This window comes from Aequorivita marina (assembly GCF_031631895.2).
GTDB lineage: Bacteria > Bacteroidota > Bacteroidia > Flavobacteriales > Flavobacteriaceae > Aequorivita > Aequorivita marina.
Window position 1 is genome coordinate 1 of the sequence record NZ_JAVMBW020000014.1, and the last position, 22,942, is coordinate 22,942.

General features: G+C 38.4%; 19 protein-coding genes. 16 read left to right on the top strand and 3 right to left on the bottom strand.

The genetic code is table 11. The features are described 5' to 3' along the window. Nucleotides 1–200 precede the first annotated feature (200 nt). Nucleotides 201–419, top strand: a complete 219-nt coding sequence (locus QPK98_RS12935) for a hypothetical protein (protein WP_310993883.1) — start codon at nt 201–203, stop codon at nt 417–419. A 74-nt stretch (nt 420–493) separates the two neighbouring features. Here the strand turns inward: QPK98_RS12935 and QPK98_RS12940 are convergent, their stop codons facing one another. Further along, the gene (locus tag QPK98_RS12940) at nt 494–1,639 is read right to left on the bottom strand and encodes a tyrosine-type recombinase/integrase (protein ID WP_310993884.1); all 1,146 of its coding nucleotides are present in this window, start codon (nt 1,637–1,639) and stop codon (nt 494–496) included. A 140-nt stretch (nt 1,640–1,779) separates the two neighbouring features. Between QPK98_RS12940 and QPK98_RS12945 the strand changes: the two genes are divergently transcribed. From QPK98_RS12945 to QPK98_RS12985, 9 genes are all read left to right on the top strand, one after another. Next, nucleotides 1,780–2,133 (top strand): hypothetical protein, encoded by a 354-nt coding sequence (locus QPK98_RS12945; RefSeq protein ID WP_310993885.1) that lies wholly within the window; start codon nt 1,780–1,782, stop codon nt 2,131–2,133. Nucleotides 2,134–2,469: 336 nt separating this feature from the next. Further along, complete coding sequence (locus QPK98_RS12950) at nt 2,470–3,690, top strand: metallophosphoesterase (protein ID WP_310993886.1); 1,221 nt, start codon at nt 2,470–2,472, stop codon at nt 3,688–3,690. 529 nt (nt 3,691–4,219) lie between these two features. Then, nucleotides 4,220–5,002 (top strand): MlaE family ABC transporter permease, encoded by a 783-nt coding sequence (locus QPK98_RS12955; protein WP_310993887.1) that lies wholly within the window; start codon nt 4,220–4,222, stop codon nt 5,000–5,002. Next, complete coding sequence (locus tag QPK98_RS12960) at nt 5,003–5,755, top strand: ABC transporter ATP-binding protein (RefSeq protein ID WP_310993888.1); 753 nt, start codon at nt 5,003–5,005, stop codon at nt 5,753–5,755. A 4-nt stretch (nt 5,756–5,759) separates the two neighbouring features. Continuing rightward, nucleotides 5,760–6,725, top strand: a complete 966-nt coding sequence (locus QPK98_RS12965; protein ID WP_310993889.1) for an MlaD family protein — start codon at nt 5,760–5,762, stop codon at nt 6,723–6,725. 418 nt (nt 6,726–7,143) lie between these two features. Further along, nucleotides 7,144–7,776: a Crp/Fnr family transcriptional regulator gene (locus tag QPK98_RS12970; RefSeq protein WP_310993890.1), complete on the top strand. Its 633-nt coding sequence runs from the start codon at nt 7,144–7,146 to the stop codon at nt 7,774–7,776. A gap of 105 nt (nt 7,777–7,881) precedes the next feature. After that, nucleotides 7,882–8,898: a Tll0287-like domain-containing protein gene (locus QPK98_RS12975; RefSeq protein ID WP_310993891.1), complete on the top strand. Its 1,017-nt coding sequence runs from the start codon at nt 7,882–7,884 to the stop codon at nt 8,896–8,898. Between the two features lie 19 nt (nt 8,899–8,917). Continuing rightward, nucleotides 8,918–9,517, top strand: a complete 600-nt coding sequence (locus QPK98_RS12980; protein ID WP_310993892.1) for a methyltransferase domain-containing protein — start codon at nt 8,918–8,920, stop codon at nt 9,515–9,517. Nucleotides 9,518–9,641: 124 nt separating this feature from the next. Further along, a complete protein-coding gene (locus tag QPK98_RS12985) occupies nt 9,642–10,094 on the top strand; it encodes a methyltransferase family protein (RefSeq protein WP_310993893.1) in 453 nt (150 codons plus the stop codon). A 67-nt stretch (nt 10,095–10,161) separates the two neighbouring features. Here the strand turns inward: QPK98_RS12985 and upp are convergent, their stop codons facing one another. Then, nucleotides 10,162–10,818, bottom strand: coding sequence for a uracil phosphoribosyltransferase (gene upp, locus QPK98_RS12990; protein ID WP_310993894.1), 657 nt, complete (start codon nt 10,816–10,818; stop codon nt 10,162–10,164). Nucleotides 10,819–11,116: 298 nt separating this feature from the next. Here upp and QPK98_RS12995 point away from each other — a divergent pair, with 298 nt between their 5' ends. The 6 genes from QPK98_RS12995 (at nt 11,117) to QPK98_RS13020 (ending at nt 20,198) form a co-directional block, all read left to right on the top strand. After that, entirely contained in the window at nt 11,117–11,515 is a 399-nt protein-coding gene (locus QPK98_RS12995; RefSeq protein ID WP_310993895.1) for a hypothetical protein, read from the top strand. 145 nt (nt 11,516–11,660) lie between these two features. Further along, entirely contained in the window at nt 11,661–15,992 is a 4,332-nt protein-coding gene (locus QPK98_RS13000; RefSeq protein WP_310993896.1) for a CusA/CzcA family heavy metal efflux RND transporter, read from the top strand. 10 nt (nt 15,993–16,002) lie between these two features. Continuing rightward, nucleotides 16,003–17,166 (top strand): efflux RND transporter periplasmic adaptor subunit, encoded by a 1,164-nt coding sequence (locus QPK98_RS13005; protein ID WP_310993897.1) that lies wholly within the window; start codon nt 16,003–16,005, stop codon nt 17,164–17,166. A 361-nt stretch (nt 17,167–17,527) separates the two neighbouring features. Further along, nucleotides 17,528–18,103, top strand: coding sequence for a cytochrome b/b6 domain-containing protein (locus QPK98_RS13010; protein ID WP_310993898.1), 576 nt, complete (start codon nt 17,528–17,530; stop codon nt 18,101–18,103). 223 nt (nt 18,104–18,326) lie between these two features. Beyond that, nucleotides 18,327–19,079 (top strand): hypothetical protein, encoded by a 753-nt coding sequence (locus QPK98_RS13015; RefSeq protein ID WP_310993899.1) that lies wholly within the window; start codon nt 18,327–18,329, stop codon nt 19,077–19,079. A 387-nt stretch (nt 19,080–19,466) separates the two neighbouring features. Next, nucleotides 19,467–20,198 (top strand): T9SS type A sorting domain-containing protein, encoded by a 732-nt coding sequence (locus tag QPK98_RS13020; protein ID WP_310993900.1) that lies wholly within the window; start codon nt 19,467–19,469, stop codon nt 20,196–20,198. A 94-nt stretch (nt 20,199–20,292) separates the two neighbouring features. Here QPK98_RS13020 and clpB read toward each other — a convergent pair whose 3' ends face one another. Next, entirely contained in the window at nt 20,293–22,893 is a 2,601-nt protein-coding gene (clpB, locus tag QPK98_RS13025; RefSeq protein ID WP_310993901.1) for an ATP-dependent chaperone ClpB, read from the bottom strand. Between the last annotated feature and the right edge of the window lie 49 nt (nt 22,894–22,942).

Here is a 22,942-nt window from a genome sequence, read left to right on the forward strand (position 1 = left end):
TAAGGCAATCTGCATCTCTAATTAAATCAGCTGTATTTGAATTATTTGCATTATAATCTTGTCCGAAAATAATTCCAGAAAATGTCAGAAATAAAATGTTCAAAATTATTCTCAAAGTTTTTTTTAAATGTAGTACAACGGATTACGGCTATGAATCGTTGCCGATTAAAAAACGCTTTAACTTTTAAATTAAAAACAAAATGAGTAAAGAGAACAAAACTTTGGACAAGCAACAAAACGGCAATGATTTTATAGCCGATGTTAGGCGTAGTGTTTCTGTTGATATAGTAGATAGTGATATTGCAACTATTGAGGCATTACACGATTTACTATTAGATGCACACGGCTATTCATTAGACTTCATTACTTTAAAAAGAGCTAGAGAATTAACTGCGAAAATGTATAAGGCGTTTCATTAACATTACGCCTAACATGTGGATATACAACGGGGGAGTTACGTATATATTCTACTTGTGCACCCTCCAGCCTAATGTTATTTTTTCTTTTTTGTATTATCCGTACCAAATGTACCCGATTCATACAAAGTATCCAAGGGACTTTCTAAAGTTTTATTGTTTATTCCTAAAATACGTGTGTAAACCTCTGTTGTTTTTGTGGTAGCATGACCCATAGAGCTTTGTATTTTCCTAATGTTTACGCCGTGCTCCATAAGGTGGGTAGCGTAACTATGCCGCAAGGTGTGCGGCGTGCTCCAAGGGTTGCTGTTGGTGTTCTTTACCGCTTTTCGGTATATGCGCTGTATGCTTTGTACGGTGTATTGACCGCCATCCTGCCCTTCAAATAACCAATAACTGGGTTTAAATTGCTTGTAGTATTCTCGTAAAAGCGCTAAAAGTACGGGGCTTAAGGTGCAGTGCCTATCCTTTTTGCCCTTTCCGTCTTTTATAAAAAGATAACCATCATCGCTCCTTATGTCCGTTAAGCGCAACCGAACCACTTCGCCCACTCTAAGACCTGCAGCATATATAACATGCAATATGGCCTTGTGCTTTATATTGGTGGGGTAGCTTAAAATTGTAGCCACCTCTCTCTTGCTAAGCACGTTCGGCAGATTATTGCTTTTCTTGGGCCGGGTAATATCATAATATTCCCTTGGCATACCCAATGTATGCTCATAATAACACTTTATGGCATTTATTAGCTGATTTTGCTTTTGGTCACTTATTTTGTATTTACTTATAAGGTGATAGATAAACCCTTCAATCTGCTCCTTGGTTATTTTTTGATATTCAACAGCTTCAAAATACTGGAAAAACTGCGTTAAGTTGCTTTGATAGTTGCGTATAGTAGCCCAACTAAAACCTTTTAGAATCATTTTTTGATGGTTCCGGTCTAGCTCACGCTGTACATGCGGAGCAATGGCTGCTTGTGGTATGGCGGTAGGGGCTTGTGTATTTTGCTTCGTTAGTTTTTTGCCAAAAAGTGTTTCAATCTTTTTTATGTTTTCTGAAGTGTTTGGAATGCTCCACAGTTTTTGGTGATAGTGGTAATAGGTACCGTCCAGCCTTTTAAAAGCTTGCCGTTCCGATAGCATTTTATACGGAATAAAAACCTTAACCCTGCTTGCCTTGGCTAAGGGAAGATACATAATAACGTGGGTGTTTGGCCTGTTTTTCATGATAGCGATTATTAAGGTGTTTCTCAAACCTAGCTAAAAAAAAACATAAAAAGGCGATTATAAGTACTTATAAACGAATACAAATGTTTCTTAACCGTTAAGAACGAATAAGTATATTTGCTTGTAAAACAGTTTTTTATATGAATAGCGAATGTAAAATATGTGCAAAACCCCTAAAAGGACGATCAGATAAAATTTTCTGCTCTACCCAATGTAAAAACCAATACCATAAAAAAATCCGACATGCTACCAAAGTTGCCGCAATAGAAATAAACGGGTATCTTAAACGAAACTACACGATTCTCTTAGAAGTATTGGGGAAAAATAAATCTCAAGTTAAAATATATAGAAACCTGTTGGTAAAAAAAGGATTCCGATTTAAATACCATACCCACTTCCAAGTCAATTCAAAAAATAAAATGTATCATTACATTTACGACCTAGCTTGGATGGAGTTTTCAGACGACACCATTTTAGTGATCAGAAAACGGTAAACGCCAAGCCAGTACATTTACATACCCGCATTAAATTAATTTGTGTTGAAACCAATAACCACCGCTATTAACTACCTTTTGCTTATAAGAATTTTCTTCGTAAAGCATTAAAAGGTACATAAGAACGAAATATGCATATTGAACTTAGTTGAAAATAATATGTAATGGATATTTCAATGTAATGAATTGGTTCTTTTAATGCATGGCTAGAACCTAGAGTTTTGAAGGTAGTATGCTGAATCTAAGTCTTTTTATTGCTAAAAAACAACAATTCAGGTTATTGTAAAAATACATTTCAGCTAATTTTATTCGCTCATTAAATAGTCTAAAATAAGAATGCGAACCCATTCACTTTTTGTAGTTTTTTTACTTTGTATCGCCATCGTTGGGGTTGATATACTCACTTTTTACTGGCTACAATCCATCATCCAGTTTATTCCTTCCGCTATTCTAAAAACTATCATAAACATCTTTTTTTGGATATTTACCATAGGCTTGGTGTCTGCTATTTTAATCTTAAAGATAAAAATGGAAACTGTGCCAATAACAAGAAGGCAGGCGCTAATTTCATCGCTCTATGGGCTAACGGTATCTTCTTTTATTCCTAAAATAGTATTTATTGTTGTAATCAGTGTTTTGCATTATTCGAACTTTGTTTTTTCTGAAACCCAATCTTTGATTATCGTACCCGCAATGGGATTGATTGCTGGGTTTCTTCCTTTTTTCGCTATTGTATATGCAATTTTTAAAGCGGTTTATAGATTCAAAGTCTATCGTGTTACAGTTTCGCATAACGAGCTGCCAGAATCATTTAATGGATTAAAAGTGGTACAGATATCTGATCTTCACCTAGGAAGTTTCGCCTACCGATACCGCGTTTTAGAAAGAGCGGTAAGCCTTGTAAATAGATTGGACGCCGACCTTATTGTGTTCACTGGAGATCTGGTCAATAATTTTGCATGGGAATTAAAGGGCTGGAATAAGGTTTTAAAGAAATTTTCGGCCAAAAATGGCAAATATGCAATCTTAGGAAATCACGATTATGGAGATTATAGTAAATGGGACTCCCAGCGGTTAAAAGACAAAAACTTTGAATCTATAAAGCGTTTTTTTGAAGAAATAAATTTCGAATTGCTTCTTAATGAAAGCGTATTAATTTCAAAAAATGACGATGCCATTGCAATAACAGGCGTTGAAAATTGGGGTTTGCCACCTTTTAGACAAGATGGCAATTTAAAAAAAGCACTGCACCCTATAAAAGATGTTCCTTTTAAAATTCTGTTATCTCATGACCCTTCTCATTGGGACGAAGAAGTACTGAAACAAACCAATATTGCCCTTACACTTTCTGGACACACTCACGGAATGCAGGCAGGAATCCGGATTATGGGAAAGCAATGGAGCCCAATTAAATATAAATATAAACGCTGGGCCGGATTGTACCGCGAAGAAGATCAATACTTATATGTGAATAGGGGACTAGGCTGGTTGGGATTCCCTGGAAGACTGGGAATGCGACCGGAAATTACTTTAATAACATTAAAGCAGGAGGATTAAAGTTTAAAAGCCTGCCCACAAATCTATTGTGGGTTTATCACTAATGCTCGTTTAAACATATTTAAAACTAGTAGTGTCTGATTAAAAGAGTGAGAAAATTTGTTGAGTCACAGATAATAGGCAATTAGAATATTTTTTATTTAATGGCAGCATGCTATTATACTTAGCATCAAAATTTATCAATTAATAAGTATGTTAAATCAATTTTATCTAGTTTTCAATCTATTAAAAAGCAAGTCTTACGTCTTATGTCTTTCAGCGCAGCGGTCTTATATCTTAGTCGGACACGACTAATTAAAATATAACACCTTGCTATTGAGATTCCAATAAAGGATAAACATTTTAAAAATATGTATAACGAAATTAACCTTATTATCAAGCCTTTACAATTCTAGTCGTATGTCGTTAGTCATTATAGCGAAGCGGTCGTACATCTTTGTCTGACACTAATGATTTAAAACTACTAACCTGATTTATATCATTTCTGTTGCTTAAAATCATGTCTATATTTGGATTTACAGCTATTTAAATGAATAAATCCACTTCCATCTTGGATCGCTCCAAATCATTTTTTGCTGAAATTGGAGATATGACCTTTTTTGCAGGACGCTTTTTTCGAGAAGTGTTCACTAGGCCATTTGAGTTTCGCGAATTGATGCGCCAATGTTACAATGTGGGTAATCGCTCCTTATTGTTGGTGATGGTAACTGGATTTATTTTAGGACTCGTTTTTACATTGCAATCGCGCCCCACATTGATGCAATTTGGTGCCGAATCGTGGATGGCATCTATGGTCAGTCTTTCCATAGTACGCGAAATTGGGCCTGTGATTATTGCCCTGATCTGTGCAGGAAGAATAGGGTCTGGAATGGGAGCAGAGCTTGGCTCCATGAAAGTGACCGAACAGATAGATGCTATGGAAGTTTCGGGTACCAATCCGTTTAAATACCTAGTTGTTACTCGAATCCTTGCCGTCACTCTTATGTTACCTTTATTAGTAATATTAGGCGATGCCGTCGCTCTTCTTGGTTCCGCAATCGTGGAAAACCTGAAGGGCGGTGTTTCCTTTACACTTTATTTTAATCAAACATTTGATGCGTTAAAGTTTAGTGATGTTTTTCCAGCCACGGTTAAAACATTTTTCTTTGGCTTTGCAATTGGCCTGGTGGGAACTTACAAGGGATATCACTGTGCCAAAGGAACCGTTGGAGTTGGAGAAGCCTCAAACGCAGCTGTGGTTTATGCCTCTATGTTAGTATTCGTGGTTGACTTTATTGCCGTTTTTGTAACCGATATATTTTTTACACTTTAGATGAATTCTCAAAAAAATAAAAAACCTGTTTTACAGCTAAAAGACATTAAAAAAAGCTTTGGTAATAACCATGTGCTTAAGGGATTCAACTTGGAACTTTACGAAGGGGAAAATCTCGTTATAATGGGAAAATCCGGTTCTGGAAAGTCGGTAATGGTAAAGTGTATTGTGGGCCTAATTCAACCCGATAGTGGAAGTATAACCATTAAAGATCAAGATATTATTGCTATGGGACAGGAGGAATTAGATTTTTTGCGTACCGAAATTGGGTTTTTATTTCAAGGTAGTGCTTTATATGATTCAATGACTGTACGTGAAAATTTGGAATTTCCACTGCGAAGGCATAAGGATAAAGTGGAAAATTTTCAGGGAACGGAAGCCTCAGTAAAAGAAGCACTTGAAAGTGTAGGACTTTTGCACGCTATAGATTTGATGCCGGCAGAACTTTCAGGAGGAATGCAACGGCGAGTAGCCTTGGCTCGTGCCCTTATCTTAAAGCCGAAAATTATTATGTATGACGAGCCAACCACAGGTTTAGATCCTATCACGGCAAATGAAATTATTCAACTTATGCGAAACATTCAAAAACAATATAACACATCTTCCCTTATCATTACGCACGATGTTGACTGTGCACGGGTAATTTCAAACCGAATGATATTGTTGGTAGATGGAATCAATTATGCCGAAGGTACCTATGAAGAGCTTTCAAATTCTAGCGATCCACAAACCCGAGCATTTTTTAAAAATTAAAGTTATGTCAAAATCAACTTCACAAAAAATAAGAGTTGGAATATTTGTTGTCGTGGGCACGATAATTCTCGTAGGTGCCCTATATTTTATAGGCTCAAGACAGCATATCTTCAGCAAAAACATTCAATTATATGCGGTTTTTGACAATGTAAACGGACTTCAGTTGGGTAATAATGTTCGCTACTCTGGAATAAATGTGGGTACGGTAACCAACATTGAAATGATACAAGTAGGCAAAATTTCTATTGAAATGACAGTGGAGGAAAAAGCGGCATATTTTATTAAAAAGGATGCCCAAGCTTCAGTCAGTTCCGATGGCTTGGTGGGGAGTATGGTGGTTAATATTTTTCCCGGAAACGAACAGCTAGCAACAAATGTTGTTTCGGGAGATACCATTCACACATCCATGAAAGTTAGTATGGACGATATGCTTGAGACTCTTAGTAAAACCAATGAAGATCTGTCAAAAATTTCACAGCAAATTTTAATGGGTAAAGGCACCTTGGGAACCTTGATAAACGACACTATTTTGGCTCAAAACATCCAGCAAACCTTAATTGAGCTTAAAAATACTTCAGAAGGCACTGGCGTGGCGATGAATAAAATTAACCGAATTATTTCAAAAATTAATTACGATGAAAGCGCAGCTGCTGTACTTTTAAGCGATACCGTTTCTGCTAATCAAATGAGAACGGTTTTTAGCAACCTTAAAAATTCAAGCGACGATATTAATGATGTTACCCAAAAATTGGATGAATACATAAATAAAATAAAGTCTGGAGAAGGAGCTTTAAACCACCTTACCCAAGATGAGGAAATGGTTAAAACCATTGATACTACAATGTTTAACATTAAGGAAGCCGCCGAAAAATTGAATGAAAATATGGAAGCCTTAAAAAGTAACTTCTTATTTAGGGGATATTTTAGAAAGTTGGAAAGACAGAAGCGCAGGGAGTCAAAGGAAAAGTGATAAAATTTTGCAATAGCGTCCTAAACGTTCATAAGGCAACCATTCAAAGCCTTTGTTTAATAGGGTTTTAGAAATATTATGAAGCTTAAGGGTCTGTAATTGAAAATTCCTGCTTTTTGGCCTATCGAAAATTTATCGTAAAATTTGAAGTGAAGTTCCCGTAAAATTTTAGGCTGTTTGAGCCAGCAGGGATAGTCATCAAAGCACTGGATTTAAAGGCGAGTTCCTAAAATTTAGGGGACGAATAAAAAATTTAGAGAAAATTTCGTAAGCCTAGCCCCGATGGCTATCGGGGTTTGGTTCGTTCCGATAGCTATCGGAATTATCAATGGAAAAAATGAACAGGTTAAATATTTAGGACAGGATTGATAATTTTGGTAAATTCGTTCCTTAAAATCCAACCTGAAAAAACGCTTACATGCTCGATAACTTAAAAGAGAACTTTACTTATATTTTTGAGGACGCGCTCATAGAAGAAATTGATGAAGTTGGAATACTGAAAGAAGTAAAGGAAGGGAATAAATTAATAGAGATTGGCGATTATGTTCGGTCTATGCCACTCCTTGTTTCGGGAGCGGTTAAAATTTTAAGGGAAGATGATAATGGCGATGAATTGTTACTCTATTTCTTGGAACGCGGCGATACCTGTGCCATGACTTTAACTTGTTGCTTGGGTCAGAAAAAAAGTGAAATCAGAGCTATTGCCGAGCTAGACACAACCTTGATCATGGTACCGATCCAGAAAATGGAAGAGTGGATGGGTAATTATAAAAGCTGGCGTAATTTTGTGCTTCAGAGTTATCATGAACGCTTAACAGAGATGCTTGAAACCATAGACAGCATTGCCTTTTTGAATATGGATAAGCGGTTAGTGAAATATCTTCAGAATAAGAAAAAAATAACCAATGATGCGGTAATCAATTCTACCCATCAAGAAATTGCGTACGAGCTTAACACCTCGCGTGTAGTTATTTCCCGGCTCCTTAAAAAGCTGGAATCCCTTGGTAAAATTGAGCTTTATAGAAATAGTATAAAAATAATTTCACTTTAGGCTGACTGTGTTTTAGGTGAAATTATGCCAACTGTAACTTTTGTTACTGCCTAAAAGGAGGGTTTATCTTATTTTTGAAATAATGCCAATCTTAAACCACACGCTATGAGAATATTTTTCACTTTAGTTTCAGGATTGCTAATAATGTCTTGCAATACCAATACCCGAAAAACATATACCGCAATGGCGGAAAGTACTGCAAATATTAAAATGGAAGCGCATCAGGAGCATCCGGGCAAAAACCTGATGGTAAACAACTGCTATATGTGCCATAACCCAAAAACTGCTCAAGAAGACCTTATAGCACCGCCCATGATTGCTGTAAAAAAGCACTATATTCAGGAGGAAACAACAAAGGAAGGTTTTGTCAACGCTATGGTGGCATGGTCTAAATCGCCTTCGAAATCCCTTTCAAAAATGCCGGGTGCCGTTAAAAAATTCGGATTGATGCCCTACCAGTTCTATCCAGAAAATACTATTCGTCAGATTGCCGATTATATGTATGAGTATAACATTGAAGAACCCACTTGGTTTGAAGCGCATTATAGCAAAATGCACGGAAAACATGCTGAAAACAAGGGTAATATGAAAAATAGAAAGGCCGAAAAGAGTGAAGCTAATGGGGCGGCTGATACTAAACCTGCGCAAACCCGAGGTATGGAAATCGCTAAGGCCACCCAAGCAGCACTTGGAAAAAACCTGATGGGGCAGGTGAAAAAGAATGGCGTTATTGCTGCCCTCGAATTTTGTAATATAGAAGCAATGCCAATTACCGATAGTATGGCTACCGCTCATAAAGCACAAATTAAACGCGTTACCGACAAAGCTCGGAATCCAGAAAACCAGGCTAATACTACCCAGTTGCAATACATTGAAGACTTTAAAAAGCAAGTTGCTGCAGGGGGTGAGGTGCAGCCAATTGTAATTGAAAAAGAAGAGGTCACCGAATTTTACGCCCCCATAATAACCAATGCCATGTGCTTAAAGTGTCATGGTACTCCAGAAAAGGAGTTGGAATCGCTCACGTTAAATAAAATCAACGAACTTTATCCGCACGATGCCGCCACTGGCTATTCCGTCAATGAGGTACGCGGAATGTGGAGCATTCAGTTTAGTCAGTAACGGTAGAAGATAAATGAACATGGATAGAACTAATTTAGACGAAACCTTTTGGAGCAATAAATACACCGCTGGCGATACGGGATGGGATATTGGCTATGTTTCTACGCCTTTGAAGGAATACATCGATCGGCTTTCAGACAAAAACATAAAGATATTGATTCCTGGTGGTGGAAATTCCTATGAGGCAGAATATCTGTTTAACAACGGGTTTACTGATGTTTCGGTTGTAGATATATCAACTATTCCTCTAGAAAATCTAGCAAAGCGCGTTCCGTCGTTTCCAAAGAAAAACCTCTTGCATAGTGATTTTTACGATTTAAATGGGAGCTATGATCTTATTTTAGAACAGACTTTTTTCTGTGCCCAAGAACCTAAATTTCGGAAAAAATACATTTCTAAATTACAGCAGCTGCTCAAGCCAGATGGAAAATTGGTGGGCTTGCTTTTTAATATTCCCTTAAATAACGATAAACCGCCTTTCGGGGGAAATGAAATGGAATACCGTTCACTTTTTAAAGAAAAATTTAAAATAGAGAAAATGGAAACTGCTTATAACTCCATTCCACCTAGAGCTGGGAATGAGCTTTTTATTAGAATGAGCAAAAGAGAGCTAAATTGAAATTGCCCGAAGGGATGCCTATGACAAAAATGAAAACATAAATTAATTTTACTTTTTAAGGATAGAATGAAGAACATCTTAGCGACTTTGCGCCTTTGCGAGAGAAAAATAATCCTATTATAAATTGAAAATCCCACCAAAAGACATACTATTTGTAGTGCTTCAGTTTTTGTTGTTTATAGCATTTACTTTTGATGTAGAAGCGATGAAATTTATTTTTCCAGCGGCTTTATTCTGGGTTGGGGTTGTCTTTTTTGGCATGGGTGCCTTGGTCACGCTAATCGCTGTTTTTCAGTTAAATGTAAACCTTTCGCCATTTCCCAGTCCGCTGCCTGGCGCCAAACTGATTAAAAACGGAGTATATAAATTTGTTCGTCACCCCATCTATACCGGTCTTATCTTGGCGTTCTTCGGATATGCAATTATCAGCGATTCGGTTTACAGACTACTAATCGCAGCTCTATTATTTGTCTTGTTTTATATTAAAACCCGTTATGAGGAAAAACGCTTACTTGAAAAATTTCCAAAATATGCTGAATATAAAGAGCAGTCGGGAAGGTTTTTTCCGGGAATTTAATTTTTAAACAGCAAACCCTATTTAGAGAAGCACAACCTACCCACTACCAAACACCATCTACAAACTATTAATCCAACCTCGGCCCATAACACAGGTCGCCAGCATCGCCAAGTCCGGGTACAATATAACCGCGCTCGTTAAGGGCATCGTCCACGGCTGCAATCCAAAGATGCGTATCTTTAGGAAAGATGATATCAGCGAGGTCAATCCCAGGTTTTGCACCAATTATGGAAATAATATGAATCTGTTTCGGTTTTCCAAGCGGCTCTAGTGCCCGGAGTACATTTTCAAGAGTTCTTCCAGTAGCCAACATTGGGTCTGCCAAAATTAAAGTTTTTCCTTCAATGGAAGGGGAAGCTAGGTATTTTACTCGTACTTCAAATTCATCTCCGTCATCTGGATGGTATCTATAAGCCGAAATAAATGCATTTTCAACGCCATCAAAATAATTTAAAATTCCTTGATGAAGTGGAATCCCAGCTCTAAGAATAGAGCATAAAACAATATCAGTATCGGGAACCCCAAGCGTTTTTTTGCCTAATGGCGTTTCAACTAAATTAGAGCTGTACGATAATGTTTTGCTCATTTCGTAACTTAAAATCTCCCCAATGCGCTCAATATTTCTTCTGAAGCGCATCCGGTCTTGCTGTATAGTTACATCGCGGACTTCGCTTATATATTGGTTTATAATGGAGTTTGCTTTACTAAAATCGTGTATAATCATAATTAGAAGGAATTGGTACGAAGTTATAATTTCTAAATGATGGATGGTACAAATTGGTCAATATTTTTTGTAATGTAACAAAAGTTACGGTTTCTATCTGGTGTTAGAATTATTTTTAAGGTTTGTAGTTGTTTGTACATAAAGTGTTTGTGTTTCTGAATCGGAAGCTGAACGAATATCAATTTGAATAAAAATGTCAAGAAAAAAATGAACAACTCGATTGTCTTGGATAAGATTATTTTTAAGCTGATTAAAATCAGTGAAATTCCCGATTAATATGTATATTTTTGTTTTATAAATGAAAACTGTATTCGCCATATCGCTCGCATTTCTTATCGCTTTCCAGAGCGTAGGCTTTGGCATTCAAGATATGTTTTTGCTTGGAAAGTTGGTGCAGCACGCCGAACATCACTCTGAAAGTCACGGGGACGATTTCTTTACTTTTATTCAAAAACACTATGGATCGTTAAAAGCAGAACACTTAGCGAATGAAAAGGAAGAAAATCACGACCACGATCAGTTGCCGTTTCAGCATATTTCCTGCCATCACGCTACTGCCGATGTTGTTTGGATGCCTGTTGAATTTTCACTACTAAAACCCGAAATAAGTCAAAGTGGAAGCCACAACTTCCACTATCAAAACTTATACGCCTCTTTGGAAAAAGTCTCCATTTTCCAACCTCCTAAATCTGCATAACTAAATAGACCGTATTTTGAAGCGCCTTAGTTTCAAGATGTTTTTGGTCTTCACTTTCTGTTCCAAGCTTTGGAGCAGGTTTATTCGTTTTTTTTGTTTCATACTTCAACAATTTTTCTGTTGAAAAACAACAATAAATTTAGTTATGCTATCAAGAATAATTCATTTCAGTATAAAAAATAAGCTGATTATTGGGCTGTTTACACTGACGCTCATTGTTTTCGGAATATTTTCACTTACCCGATTATCGGTGGGTGCAGTTCCGGATATCACCAATAATCAAGTACAGGTAATCACAACTTCCCGCAATCTTTCCACGGAAGATATGGAACAGTTTATTACGTATCCCGTAGAGCTCGAAATGGCAAACCTGCCGGGAGTTTTGGAAATACGTTCCATTTCCAGGTTTGGGCTTTCGGTGGTAACCATTGTTTTTGAAGAGGATATGGGCATGTACCTACCCCGTCAATTAATTGCCGAAAAAATACAGTCTGCCGCCGAGAAAATTCCCGAAGGCTTCGGTACGCCCGAAATGGGCCCCATAACCACGGGCCTAGGTGAAATCTATCAATATACGCTAGACGTGGAGCCGGAGTTTAAGGATAAATACTCGCTAACAGACCTTAGAACCATTCAGGATTGGATTGTAAAAAGACAGCTTTCGGGAATTCCCGGCGTGGTTGAGGTGAATACTTGGGGCGGGAACTTAAAGCAATATGAAGTTGCCATAAACACCAATAAGTTAAATGCCATGGGCATTACCGCCGGTGAAATCTATACCGCACTGGAAAAAAACAACAGCATTTCTGGTGGTGGCTATATTGAAAAAAGCAACCAAGCCTATTTTATTCGTGGAGAAGGTTTGGTGACTTCGCTTGAGGATATTGGGAATATTTCGGTTAAAAACCAAGATGGTTTTCCAATCTATATTAAGGACGTTGCGAAAGTACAATTTGGAAACGCCATGCGTTTTGGTGCCATTACCGGAAATGGCGAAGGTGAAAAGGTGCTGGGGCAGATTATGATGATTAAGGGCGGGCATTCCGATAAGGTCATTGCAGCCGTTAAAGAGCGGGTGGCCGAAATTTCGTCATCACTGCCAGAAGGGGTGTATATCAATCCTTTTTTGGAACGTACTACGCTCATAGAAAAAACCACTCATACCATTGCAGAAAACCTAATAATAGGGATTCTGATCGTGATCTTTGTTGTGGTCTTGCTGCTGGGAAATTGGCGTTCCGGCTTGGTGGTGGCATCGGTGATTCCGCTTTCGTTATTATTCACGCTTTCTATGATGTATCTCTTTAAAATAGATGCAAATTTGATGAGCTTGGGAGCTATTGACTTTGGAATTATCGTGGATGGAGCGGTGATTATTGTCGAGTTTGTCGCTTTTCAGATCAATAAAAACGTGCTAAAACTTAATAAGCTTTCAGCAGGAGAGAAACAGTTGGCCCAAGATAATATTACCGAAAAAGGTGCGACAAAAATGATGAATGCCGCCGTTTTTGGGCAGTTGATTATCTTGATTGTATTTATCCCAATACTTTCTCTAAGCGGCGTGGAAGGAAAAATGTTCCGCCCTATGGCGCTTACCTTTAGTTTTGCGATGCTGGGAACCATGTTATTGTGTTTTACCTATGTGCCCGTAGCAGCCGCGATGTTCTTAAAACCTACGGAAGTTTCGCCTAAAAACATTTCAGTGCGAATCATGAATTTCCTCAATGGACTTTACGACCCAATAATTAGATGGGCGTTGGGAGCGAAGAGATTGGTGATAGCAATTGCTGTTTTAATGTTGCTGGCAACCGGCTATGTTTTTTCCACCATGGGAAGCGAGTTTATCCCCACCTTGGACGAAGGTGACTTTGTAATTCAGCCTGTATTAAAAACCGGAACTTCCCTGAGCAATGTTATTGAAATATCAACCCAGTTGGAACAGCTGTTGCTCGATAATTTTCCCGAGGTGGAGCAGGTAGTTACCAGGATTGGTGCCGCTGAGGTTCCAACAGATCCCATGGCCATGGAACAAACCGATGTTATCATTGCACTTAAGCCTAAAGAGGAATGGGTTTCTGCATCCAGTAAGAATGAATTGGCAGCTAAGTTTGAAGAGACTTTGTCGGTAATCCCCGGGATGGAAGTGGAATTTAGTCAGCCTATCGAAATGCGCTTTAATGAATTGATTACCGGGGTGAGAGCCGATATCGCCATTAAGGTTTTTGGAGACGATCTGGATATACTCGACAGAAAAGGACACGAGATTAAAAACCTCATTGAAGATGTAGCAGGAGCAGACGATATTGTGGTTGAAAAAGTGGCTGGTTTGCCCGAAATGAACGTCAAGTTCGATCGTGCAAAAATTGGTCGTTATGGTCTGAACATAGAAGAGCTCAACGAAATGATTGCCATGGGGTTTGCAGGACGAGCAGCTGGAAGTGTTTTTGAAGGTGAAAAACGTTTCGACTTGGTGATGCGATTGGAAGAAGATCAAAGAAATGATATTTCCAGTCTTGAAAACCTGTATGTCGATATTCCTTCCGGAGGAAAAATACCGCTTCGGGAAGTGGCGGATATTACCTATACCAAAGGAGCGGCACAGATTTCCAGGGACGATACCAAACGTAGAATTGTGATAGGGGTAAACGTACGAAACCGCGATCTGCAAAGTGTGGTGGATGATATTCAGAAACGCATAAACGACAATATAAACCTTCCGGTAGGCTATACCATTGATTATGGCGGACAGTTTGAAAACTTGCAAAGTGCCAAGAAACGATTGTTCGTTGCCGTGCCTGTGGCGTTGTTGCTAATTTTTGTGATGCTGTATTTCGCTTTTAAATCGGTGCGGGAAGCCTTGATGATCTATTCGGCTATTCCTTTGGCTGCCGTGGGTGGCGTCTTGTTGCTGTGGGTTCGGGATATGCCTTTTAGTATTTCGGCTGGCGTTGGGTTTATCGCCCTTTTTGGCGTCGCAGTTTTAAACGGGATTATCTTGATAGAACATTTCAAGGAACTTAAAAATGAAGGGATGAAAGACAAGCATAAATTGATTGTTCAAGGATCTAAAGACCGATTGCGAGCGGTATTGCTTACGGCTTCTTCCACGGCTTTGGGCTTTTTGCCGATGGCGATTTCTACGGGTGCCGGGGCCGAAGTACAACGCCCATTGGCAACGGTGGTAATCGGTGGAATGGCGACGGCGTTTATATTGACTTTGGTCGTCTTGCCGGTGCTATATTCAATATTTGACTCTGATAAACCGAAGAAGGAGCCAAAAAAACTCGGGAAAAAAGTGCCGATTACGGTGATTTTGTTGCTTATCGGATTTTCAGGATTCACCCAAGAAAACCCAAAGACGTTGGAGGAATTGCAGCAGCTTGCTTTGGAAAACAACCTTGGCATAAAAGCTTCGGAATTGCAAAAAGATGAATCGGAAGCTTTGATCGGTAGTGCTTTCAGTCTCGATAAAACGCACCTCTATTATGCCTACGACGAAAATAATATGGCACCCAACAACTTGCCCATGGAGGTTTTTGGAGTTCAGCAAGACATCCTTTTCCCAACAGTTTACTTTGCTGAGAAAAAGGTAAACCGTCAACAGTTCGAAATGCAAAGCAGCCAGCACGATCTTCAAATTAGGAAGACGAAGGGAATGGTAGCGACGGCTTATTATCAATTTCAATATGAAAGCAATCGGTTGGAGATTTATAGAAAGCTGGACAGTCTGTACCAAAATTTTGCCCATGCCGCCCAACGCCGTTTTGAACTAGGAGAAACCAATTATCTGGAGAAAATTACAGCCAGAGCCAAACAGCGTCAATTGGAGACCAACTATCTTCAAACTGCAGAAGATGTTCAGATTGCTTTGGAAAAGTTAAACACCATTTTACAGACCGAGGATAGTTTGCAAATAGAGAGACTTCCTATGGAGAAGGTATCGCTAAAAATGGAAAATTTAGCCTCGCATCCTACAACGGAATACTTCGAAAATAGAAAGGATTTCTTTCACGCAAAACGAAGTCTGGAGAAGCAACAATTATTGCCGGATATCAGTTTTTCTTACGCCTTGGGTAGTAATTCTTCATTAAATGAAAACCTGTATCAATATCAAGTGGGATTAAAGATTCCTTTGTTTTTTGGAGGGAATGTTTCAAAAATAAAAGCCTCCAGAATTGCTGTGGAAATCAGTGAGCAGCAAGCAGCGGACTTTAAAGTTCAATTAGATTCCAAACAGGTGCAATTGATGCGGGAGCTTTCCAAATATGAAGAAGCCTTGCAGTACTATGAAGAGGAAGGGAAATCACTTTCCGAAGAGATTTTAAAAACTGCAGATATCAGTTTCAAAAATGGCGAGATAGACTTTTTCCAGTATATCCAAAGTCTTGAAAACTCCTATGAAATTGAATTGCAACACCTCGAAAATCTAAACAATTACAATCAAGCGGTTATCGCTATCAACTATTTAACGCTTTAAAATATTAGTTATGAACTATATAAAATCATTTTTACTGCTTTTTGCCATGGCCTTGACGGTTTCGGCTTGCAATAATTCCGAAACGGAAAGTCCCCTCCCAGCCTCCCCAGAAGAGAGGAGTGAAATTGTTCACCTTTCCAAAGCACAATTTGAAAACGCCAAGATGGAGGTAGGGCAATTATCGGAGAAACCGCTTGCCGAAACAGTAGAAACCAATGGCGTTATAGATGTGCCACCGCAAAGCCGAGCGGTGATCAGCGCCTTTTCAGGAGGGTATATTAAGAATACTCCCTTGTTGATAGGGGATAAGGTTGCCAAAGGACAACGATTGGTAACACTTGAAAATCCTGAGTTTATTGCGATGCAGCAAAACTATTTGGAAACCGTGGCACAACTCTCGTATCTCAAAACCGAATATGAACGGCAGAAAATTATGATGGATGAAAAAATCACTTCGCAAAAGAGTTTTTTAAAGAGTGAAAGTGAATATAAAACAGTTTTGGCGCGTAGAAACAGCCTTAAGAAAAATTTGGAAATGCTGAATATAAACCCTGCTTCGGTCGCTGCTGGCAATATTGTTTCGCAAGTGAATATATATAGTCCCATTGCCGGTAGTGTTACGCAAGTGTTTGTAAATACCGGCACCTATGTTTCGCCTGCCGATAAGATTATGGAGATTATGAATCCCGATCATATTCATTTAGAGCTTAAAGTGTTTGAAAAGGATTTGATGCAACTTAAAAAACATCAGGAAATATTGTTTACGGTTCCTGAGGCTTCAAAAGAAACGTTTCAAGGAGATGTTCATTTGGTGGGCACTTCAATAGATCCAAACTCGAGAATTGCAATGATCCACGGGCATATTGAAGAGAAGGATGAAAGCAATTTTACCGCTGGAATGTTTGTGGAGGCGCAGATTGTTACGGGTACTTCAAAGCAGCTCGCTATTCCCGAAAATGCGGTGGTGGAACACGAAGGCAAGAACTACATTTTGCAGATAGAAAATGAAACCGACGACGAATTTGAAATTCACCCTATGGAAGTGAAAGTCGGCGCAACCTATAACGGATTTACGGCCATTGAAAACGCCGCTGAATTTGATGCAGGCAGCAAGTTTTTAACCAAAGGCGCGTTTGTGTTATTAAAAGGAGAAGGCGGGGGGCATAGTCATTAGGGAAATCGAAATTGAAATCGAAATCGAAAACGATTCCGATAGCTAATGGAACGAAGATGAAGATGAGCCTTCGGTACTTTCTGATTGCATCGGAACACTCAGGCAGCTGTTAAATTGAAGTTGAATTTAAAATAGGACGTTTTGAACCAGGACTTAAGGGGAACAGGACGGTTGGTGTTTGACCTGCAAGGTGTTGTCTTTTTCGATGCTTATCGGAACAGACCTCCTTGTAGGTCTTACTCCCGACCTGAGTTTGATGTAAGAAAGTTCGATTTTTCTCTAAGTAAAGGAAATACGATAGTTGTGAGAAGAGTTCAAATTTTAAACCCCACAACTGACACCCGATAACCCACAACAAAAAATGAAAACAACAAATTATTCCAGAATTTACCGAATCATCCATTGGGCAATTGCCATTACTTTTCTGCTTTTATTGGTAACAATCTTTTTGCGGACGACATGGATGAATAAATATCACGTAGCAGGTATCATCCAAGAATATCTGAAGGGTACAGACCAAAGCTTATCGCAAGATCAACTTATAGTTTTGGCAAAACAAATTAGAAAACCCATGTGGGACTGGCATATTTATTTGGGATATGTGTTGACCGGATTATTTAGCATTCGCTTTATACTTCCTTTGTTTGGTGAAATGAAGTTTCCAAATCCATTTGCTAAAAACCTATCGCTTAAGATGAGGTTCCAAAAATGGACGTATATCATTTTTTATGTATGTGTTGTCATATCGTTAATCACCGGTCTTTTAATAGAATTAGGTCCAAAAGATTGGAAAAAACCATTGGAAGAGGTGCACGTATTGGGTATTTATTACTTGGTGGCATATATAGTAATCCATGTATCAGGTATCATTATCGCGGAACTCACAGACCAGAAAGGGATTATTTCCAAGATTGTAAATGGAGGAAATCGATCTTGATAAAATCTTGGGAGAATTGGAAGCTATCAAGGTGAGAAAGGAAATCAGTTTTGAGCATACCAGCTTTTATCATACGGTTGGTTTAAATTTTAGTGATTATGAGCATTGACATATAATATTGCGTTTCAGGCAGAAACCTTATTTGGAATCTTTAAAATTGCATCAATACCAAGATTTTTTTTATTACTTTAGATTTTCACCCTGTAACAGTTAAAATTAAAAAATGAAAAGCAAAGTCATTAATTTATTCGGAGACAAAAACGTTGTGCATAACCAAGGTGTAAAGTATTCTGAATTGTTGGAGCAATTTATAGAACCTTTTACCAGCGATTTTTCAGAAAAAGAATATTATGAAGATATAATTGAATTCGCTATCAACGCTTGGAATTTTGGGAATATAAAAATGTTAATTTCCGAGGAAGGGATGGATTCGGTGGTCAATTCTGTAAAAGGAAAGGATGTAAATGTTGATCTATTAAAAAGAATGGTAGAGTTTAAAATGACCAATTTTAAAGAATACACCAACTTTATTACAGATTACGAAGTAGATAGAACAGGTGATAATCCTATTTTATCCATAATTACCCAAAAACGAGATCAATATCTCAACTCTATGATGGAAGACACGGAAGCTGAAAACACGGCGATTGAATTTAAAGAAAACTATATAAATCGAAGTGCGATTACTTTAAAACCGTTGCAACCGTTCTTAGATTGGTTTTCTAATTTATATCCAGGAGAACTTGATGAAGCAAATGAAACGAATGCTTATTTAGTAAGTGAAGATATTGACGATGTGGAAGCTTGGCTTAAAAAGAAATTCGATAAATTGTTTATGATCGAATTGGAAGGTTGGCATACCAATAAAAAAGATTGGCCTAAAAGACGAACCTACAAAATGTTTAAGCAGTGGTTTCAAGTAGATATTTCAACAATGGTTTACGATTTAGAAAACGAACCCGTTTCTAAACTATAATAATTCAATAAAAAATATCATTAGTGTCCGATTAAAAGAGTGAGAAAATTTGTTGAGTCACAGATAATAGGCAATTAGAATATTTTTTATTTAATGACAGCATGCTATTATACTTAGCATCAAAATTTATCAATTAAAAAGTATGTTTAATCAATTTTATCTAGTTTTCAATCTATTAAAAAGCAAGTCTTACGTCTTATGTCTTTCAGCGCAGCGGTCTTATATCTTAGTCGGACACGACTAATTAAAAATTAGTGTTTTTGTACTTTATGTTGATTAAAAATAGATAAATTTCATAATTTCGTAACACTGTTAATTATAAACCTCACTTATTATGAAAAAATTACATTAATTTTACTTGTGTTTACTTGCGTCGTTAACGCCCAAGTGAACAATTACAATGTTGGCGACGTTGTAGATGACTTTACAGTAACCGATACTGAGGGTAATACGTATAACCTATACTCCCTAACGGCCGAAGGAAAACATGTTTGGCTCGATTTCTTTTTTGCAGATTGTGTTCCTTGTCAGAATTCTGCACCAACATTTAATGAATTTTATGATACCTATGGCTGTAACGAAGGCGATGTATTTTGCATTTCCATAAACAATGGTAATGATGATGATGCGCGTGTAAGGCAATATGAGCAACAACATGGCGGCCCATTTAATCATGCTCCTGCGGTTAGTAACGAAGGCGGTGGTCCAGCGGTTGATACTGATTTTGGAGTGAATGCATATCCTACTTTTTGCTTAATTGGTCCTGGAAACGTATTGTTATATAAAGATATATGGCCTTTAAACGGTATCCAAACTTTTGAAAATACTTTTCCTGCAGGGTTTGAACCTCCTTTAATGGAATGCTCTTTGGGGATTGTAGATGCTACTGCATTCAGTTTTAATATCTATCCAACTATTTCAGAAGGAAAAGTAAATATTGAACTACCTCGTGAAATTGAGTCTTCTGTGAAGATCTTCAACACGCTAGGTCAGCAGGTTTTTCAGAATTTATATTCCGAAAAAAGCATTCATTTAAACCTACAGCTGGCTCCAGGCGTTTATATGGTTAATATTATTGCTGAAGGCAACTTGGCAACCAAAAGGATTGTTATTCAATAGCAAGGTGTAACTTTTTAGAAAAACTAAAAAACCCCCTAAGCAAATTGCTTAAGGGGTTTAAAATTTTATTTAGTCTTATTGCTGATGCTCCGTACTATTCAACCAAATCTTCTTGGTTTCTAAAGACAAGGCTATCGTCAAAACTGTCTAACAGAATAATACTCTCTGTTGTAATTTTGCCAGCGAGTATTTCTTTACTCAGTTCGTTTAACACCTCGCGTTGAATAACTCTTTTAACCGGTCTTGCTCCAAATTGTGGGTCGTATCCTTTTTCTGAAAGATAATTAATGGCCTCAGCTGTTGCATCCAGTACAATGTTTTGCTTTAATAGCATCTTAGAAACCCCTTTCAATTGGAGTTCCACAATTTTATGAATGTCTTGCTTAGATAGTGGCGTAAACATTATAATATCGTCAATACGATTTAAAAATTCAGGGCGTACCGATTGCTTTAGTAAAGCCAGTACTTCCACTTTTGCACCTTCCATAGCAGTTTCAGGATCTTTAACGCCTTCAAAACGCTCTTGAATTATCTGGCTGCCCATGTTACTGGTCATGATGATAATTGTGTTTTTAAAATCCGCTACCCGGCCTTTATTGTCAGTCAATCTACCTTCGTCTAAAACCTGCAAGAGGATGTTGAAGGTGTCTGGGTGTGCTTTTTCAATTTCGTCAAGTAGTACAACGCTGTATGGCTTGCGCCTAACTGCCTCGGTTAGCTGCCCACCTTCGTCATACCCTACATATCCAGGAGGTGCACCTACCAAGCGACTTACGCTATGACGTTCCTGGTATTCGCTCATATCAATACGGGTCATGGCGCCTTCATCATCAAACAGGTATTCTGCCAAGGCTTTTGCGAGTTCGGTTTTACCAACACCAGTTGTCCCTAGAAAAAGAAAGCTTCCAATAGGTTTTTTTTCATCCTGTAGCCCGGCGCGACTTCTACGGATTGCATCACTAACCGCAGTAATAGCCTCATGCTGTCCAACTACGCGCTTGTGTAATTGATCTTCTAGGGTCAAAAGTTTTTCACGGTCGCTTTGTAGCATTTTAGTAACAGGAATTCCGGTCCATTTGGCAACTACTTCGGCAATGTCTTCACGAGTAACTTCTTCTTTTATCATGGAAGTTCCCGCTTCGTTTTCAGCCAATTGTGATTCCAGCTTGTTTAGTGCGGCCTGTGCATCCTTGATTTTACCGTAACGGAGTTCGGCTACTTTTCCAAAGTTTCCATCGCGTTCCGCACGTTCGGCTTCTAGCTTAAACTCCTCGATTTGGGTTTTTAAGTTTTGCACATTATCAACAACTTCTTTCTCGCTTTGCCATTTTGCATTGAGTTCATTGCGGTCTTCCTTAAGGTTTGCAAGTTCTGAATGCAGCGCTTTTAACTTGGTTTCATCCTTTTCACGTTTTATAGCTTCAATTTCAATTTCTAACTGCATGATTCTTCTGTCTAGCACATCGAGCTCTTCAGGCTTGGAGTTAATCTCCATTCTGAGTTTTGATGCGGCTTCATCCATTAAATCAATTGCTTTGTCAGGAAGAAACCGGTTGGTGATATATCTTTCCGAAAGCTCAACGGCCGCAATAATAGCACCGTCTTTGATACGAACTTTATGGTGGGTTTCATATTTTTCCTTAATCCCGCGAAGTATTGAAATAGCACTCTCAGTATCAGGCTCATCTACTACCACTTTTTGAAAGCGACGTTCCAGAGCTTTATCTTTTTCAAAATACTTTTGATATTCATCTAAGGTCGTTGCACCTATTGCTCGCAGTTCGCCACGGGCAAGGGCGGGTTTAAGAATATTGGCTGCATCCATGGCGCCTTGGCCACCTCCGGCACCAACGAGCGTGTGGATTTCATCTATAAAAAGTACGAGATCTCCATCACTGGAAGTCACTTCCTTGATAACTGCTTTTAGCCGTTCCTCAAATTCACCTTTATATTTAGCGCCCGCAATCAAGGCTCCCATATCTAAGGAATAAATTTCTTTGTTCTTTAAGTTTTCAGGAATATCGCCGTCAACGATCCTGTGAGCGAGTCCTTCTGCAATTGCGGTTTTCCCCGTTCCCGGCTCTCCCACCAACATTGGGTTGTTTTTGGTGCGGCGTGAAAGAATTTGAAGTATTCTTCTTATCTCTTCATCACGGCCAATAACGGGGTCTAACTTGCCGTCTCGGGCCAATTGGTTTAGGTTTTTAGCATATTTATTCAAAGAGTTATAAGTTTCCTCAACGCTTTGTGAGCTTACATTTTCGCCACCTCGTAGCTCCTCCATAGCAGCTTTCATGCCTTTTGCCGTTACGCCCTGATCTTTTAAACTTTGAGCTATGGCACTTTTAGAGTTAAGAATAGCCAAGAGAAGATGCTCTATGGAAACGTATTCATCGTTCATTTTTTTGGCAATATTGCTGGCCTCAATAACGGTTTTGTTCGCTTCGCGCGAAAGCATAATATCGCCACCTGAAACTTTAGGAAAGCTTTCAAGTTGCTTCTCGAGAATCTGCTTTAGGGTTATTAAGTTTACGTTTAGTTTTTTTAGGATAAAAGGCGTTACGTTTTCATCTACCTCAAAAATTGCTTTAAGGATATGTTCGTTCTCAATCTGTTGATGACCAAAACCCTGCGCAATCTGCTGTGCTTGCTGGATGGCCTCTTGGCTTTTTATTGTAAAATTATTGAAGTTCATATATGTAAAATGTTTTTCGGTTCTAATTTGTGGTTTGTGGTTTTCAAAA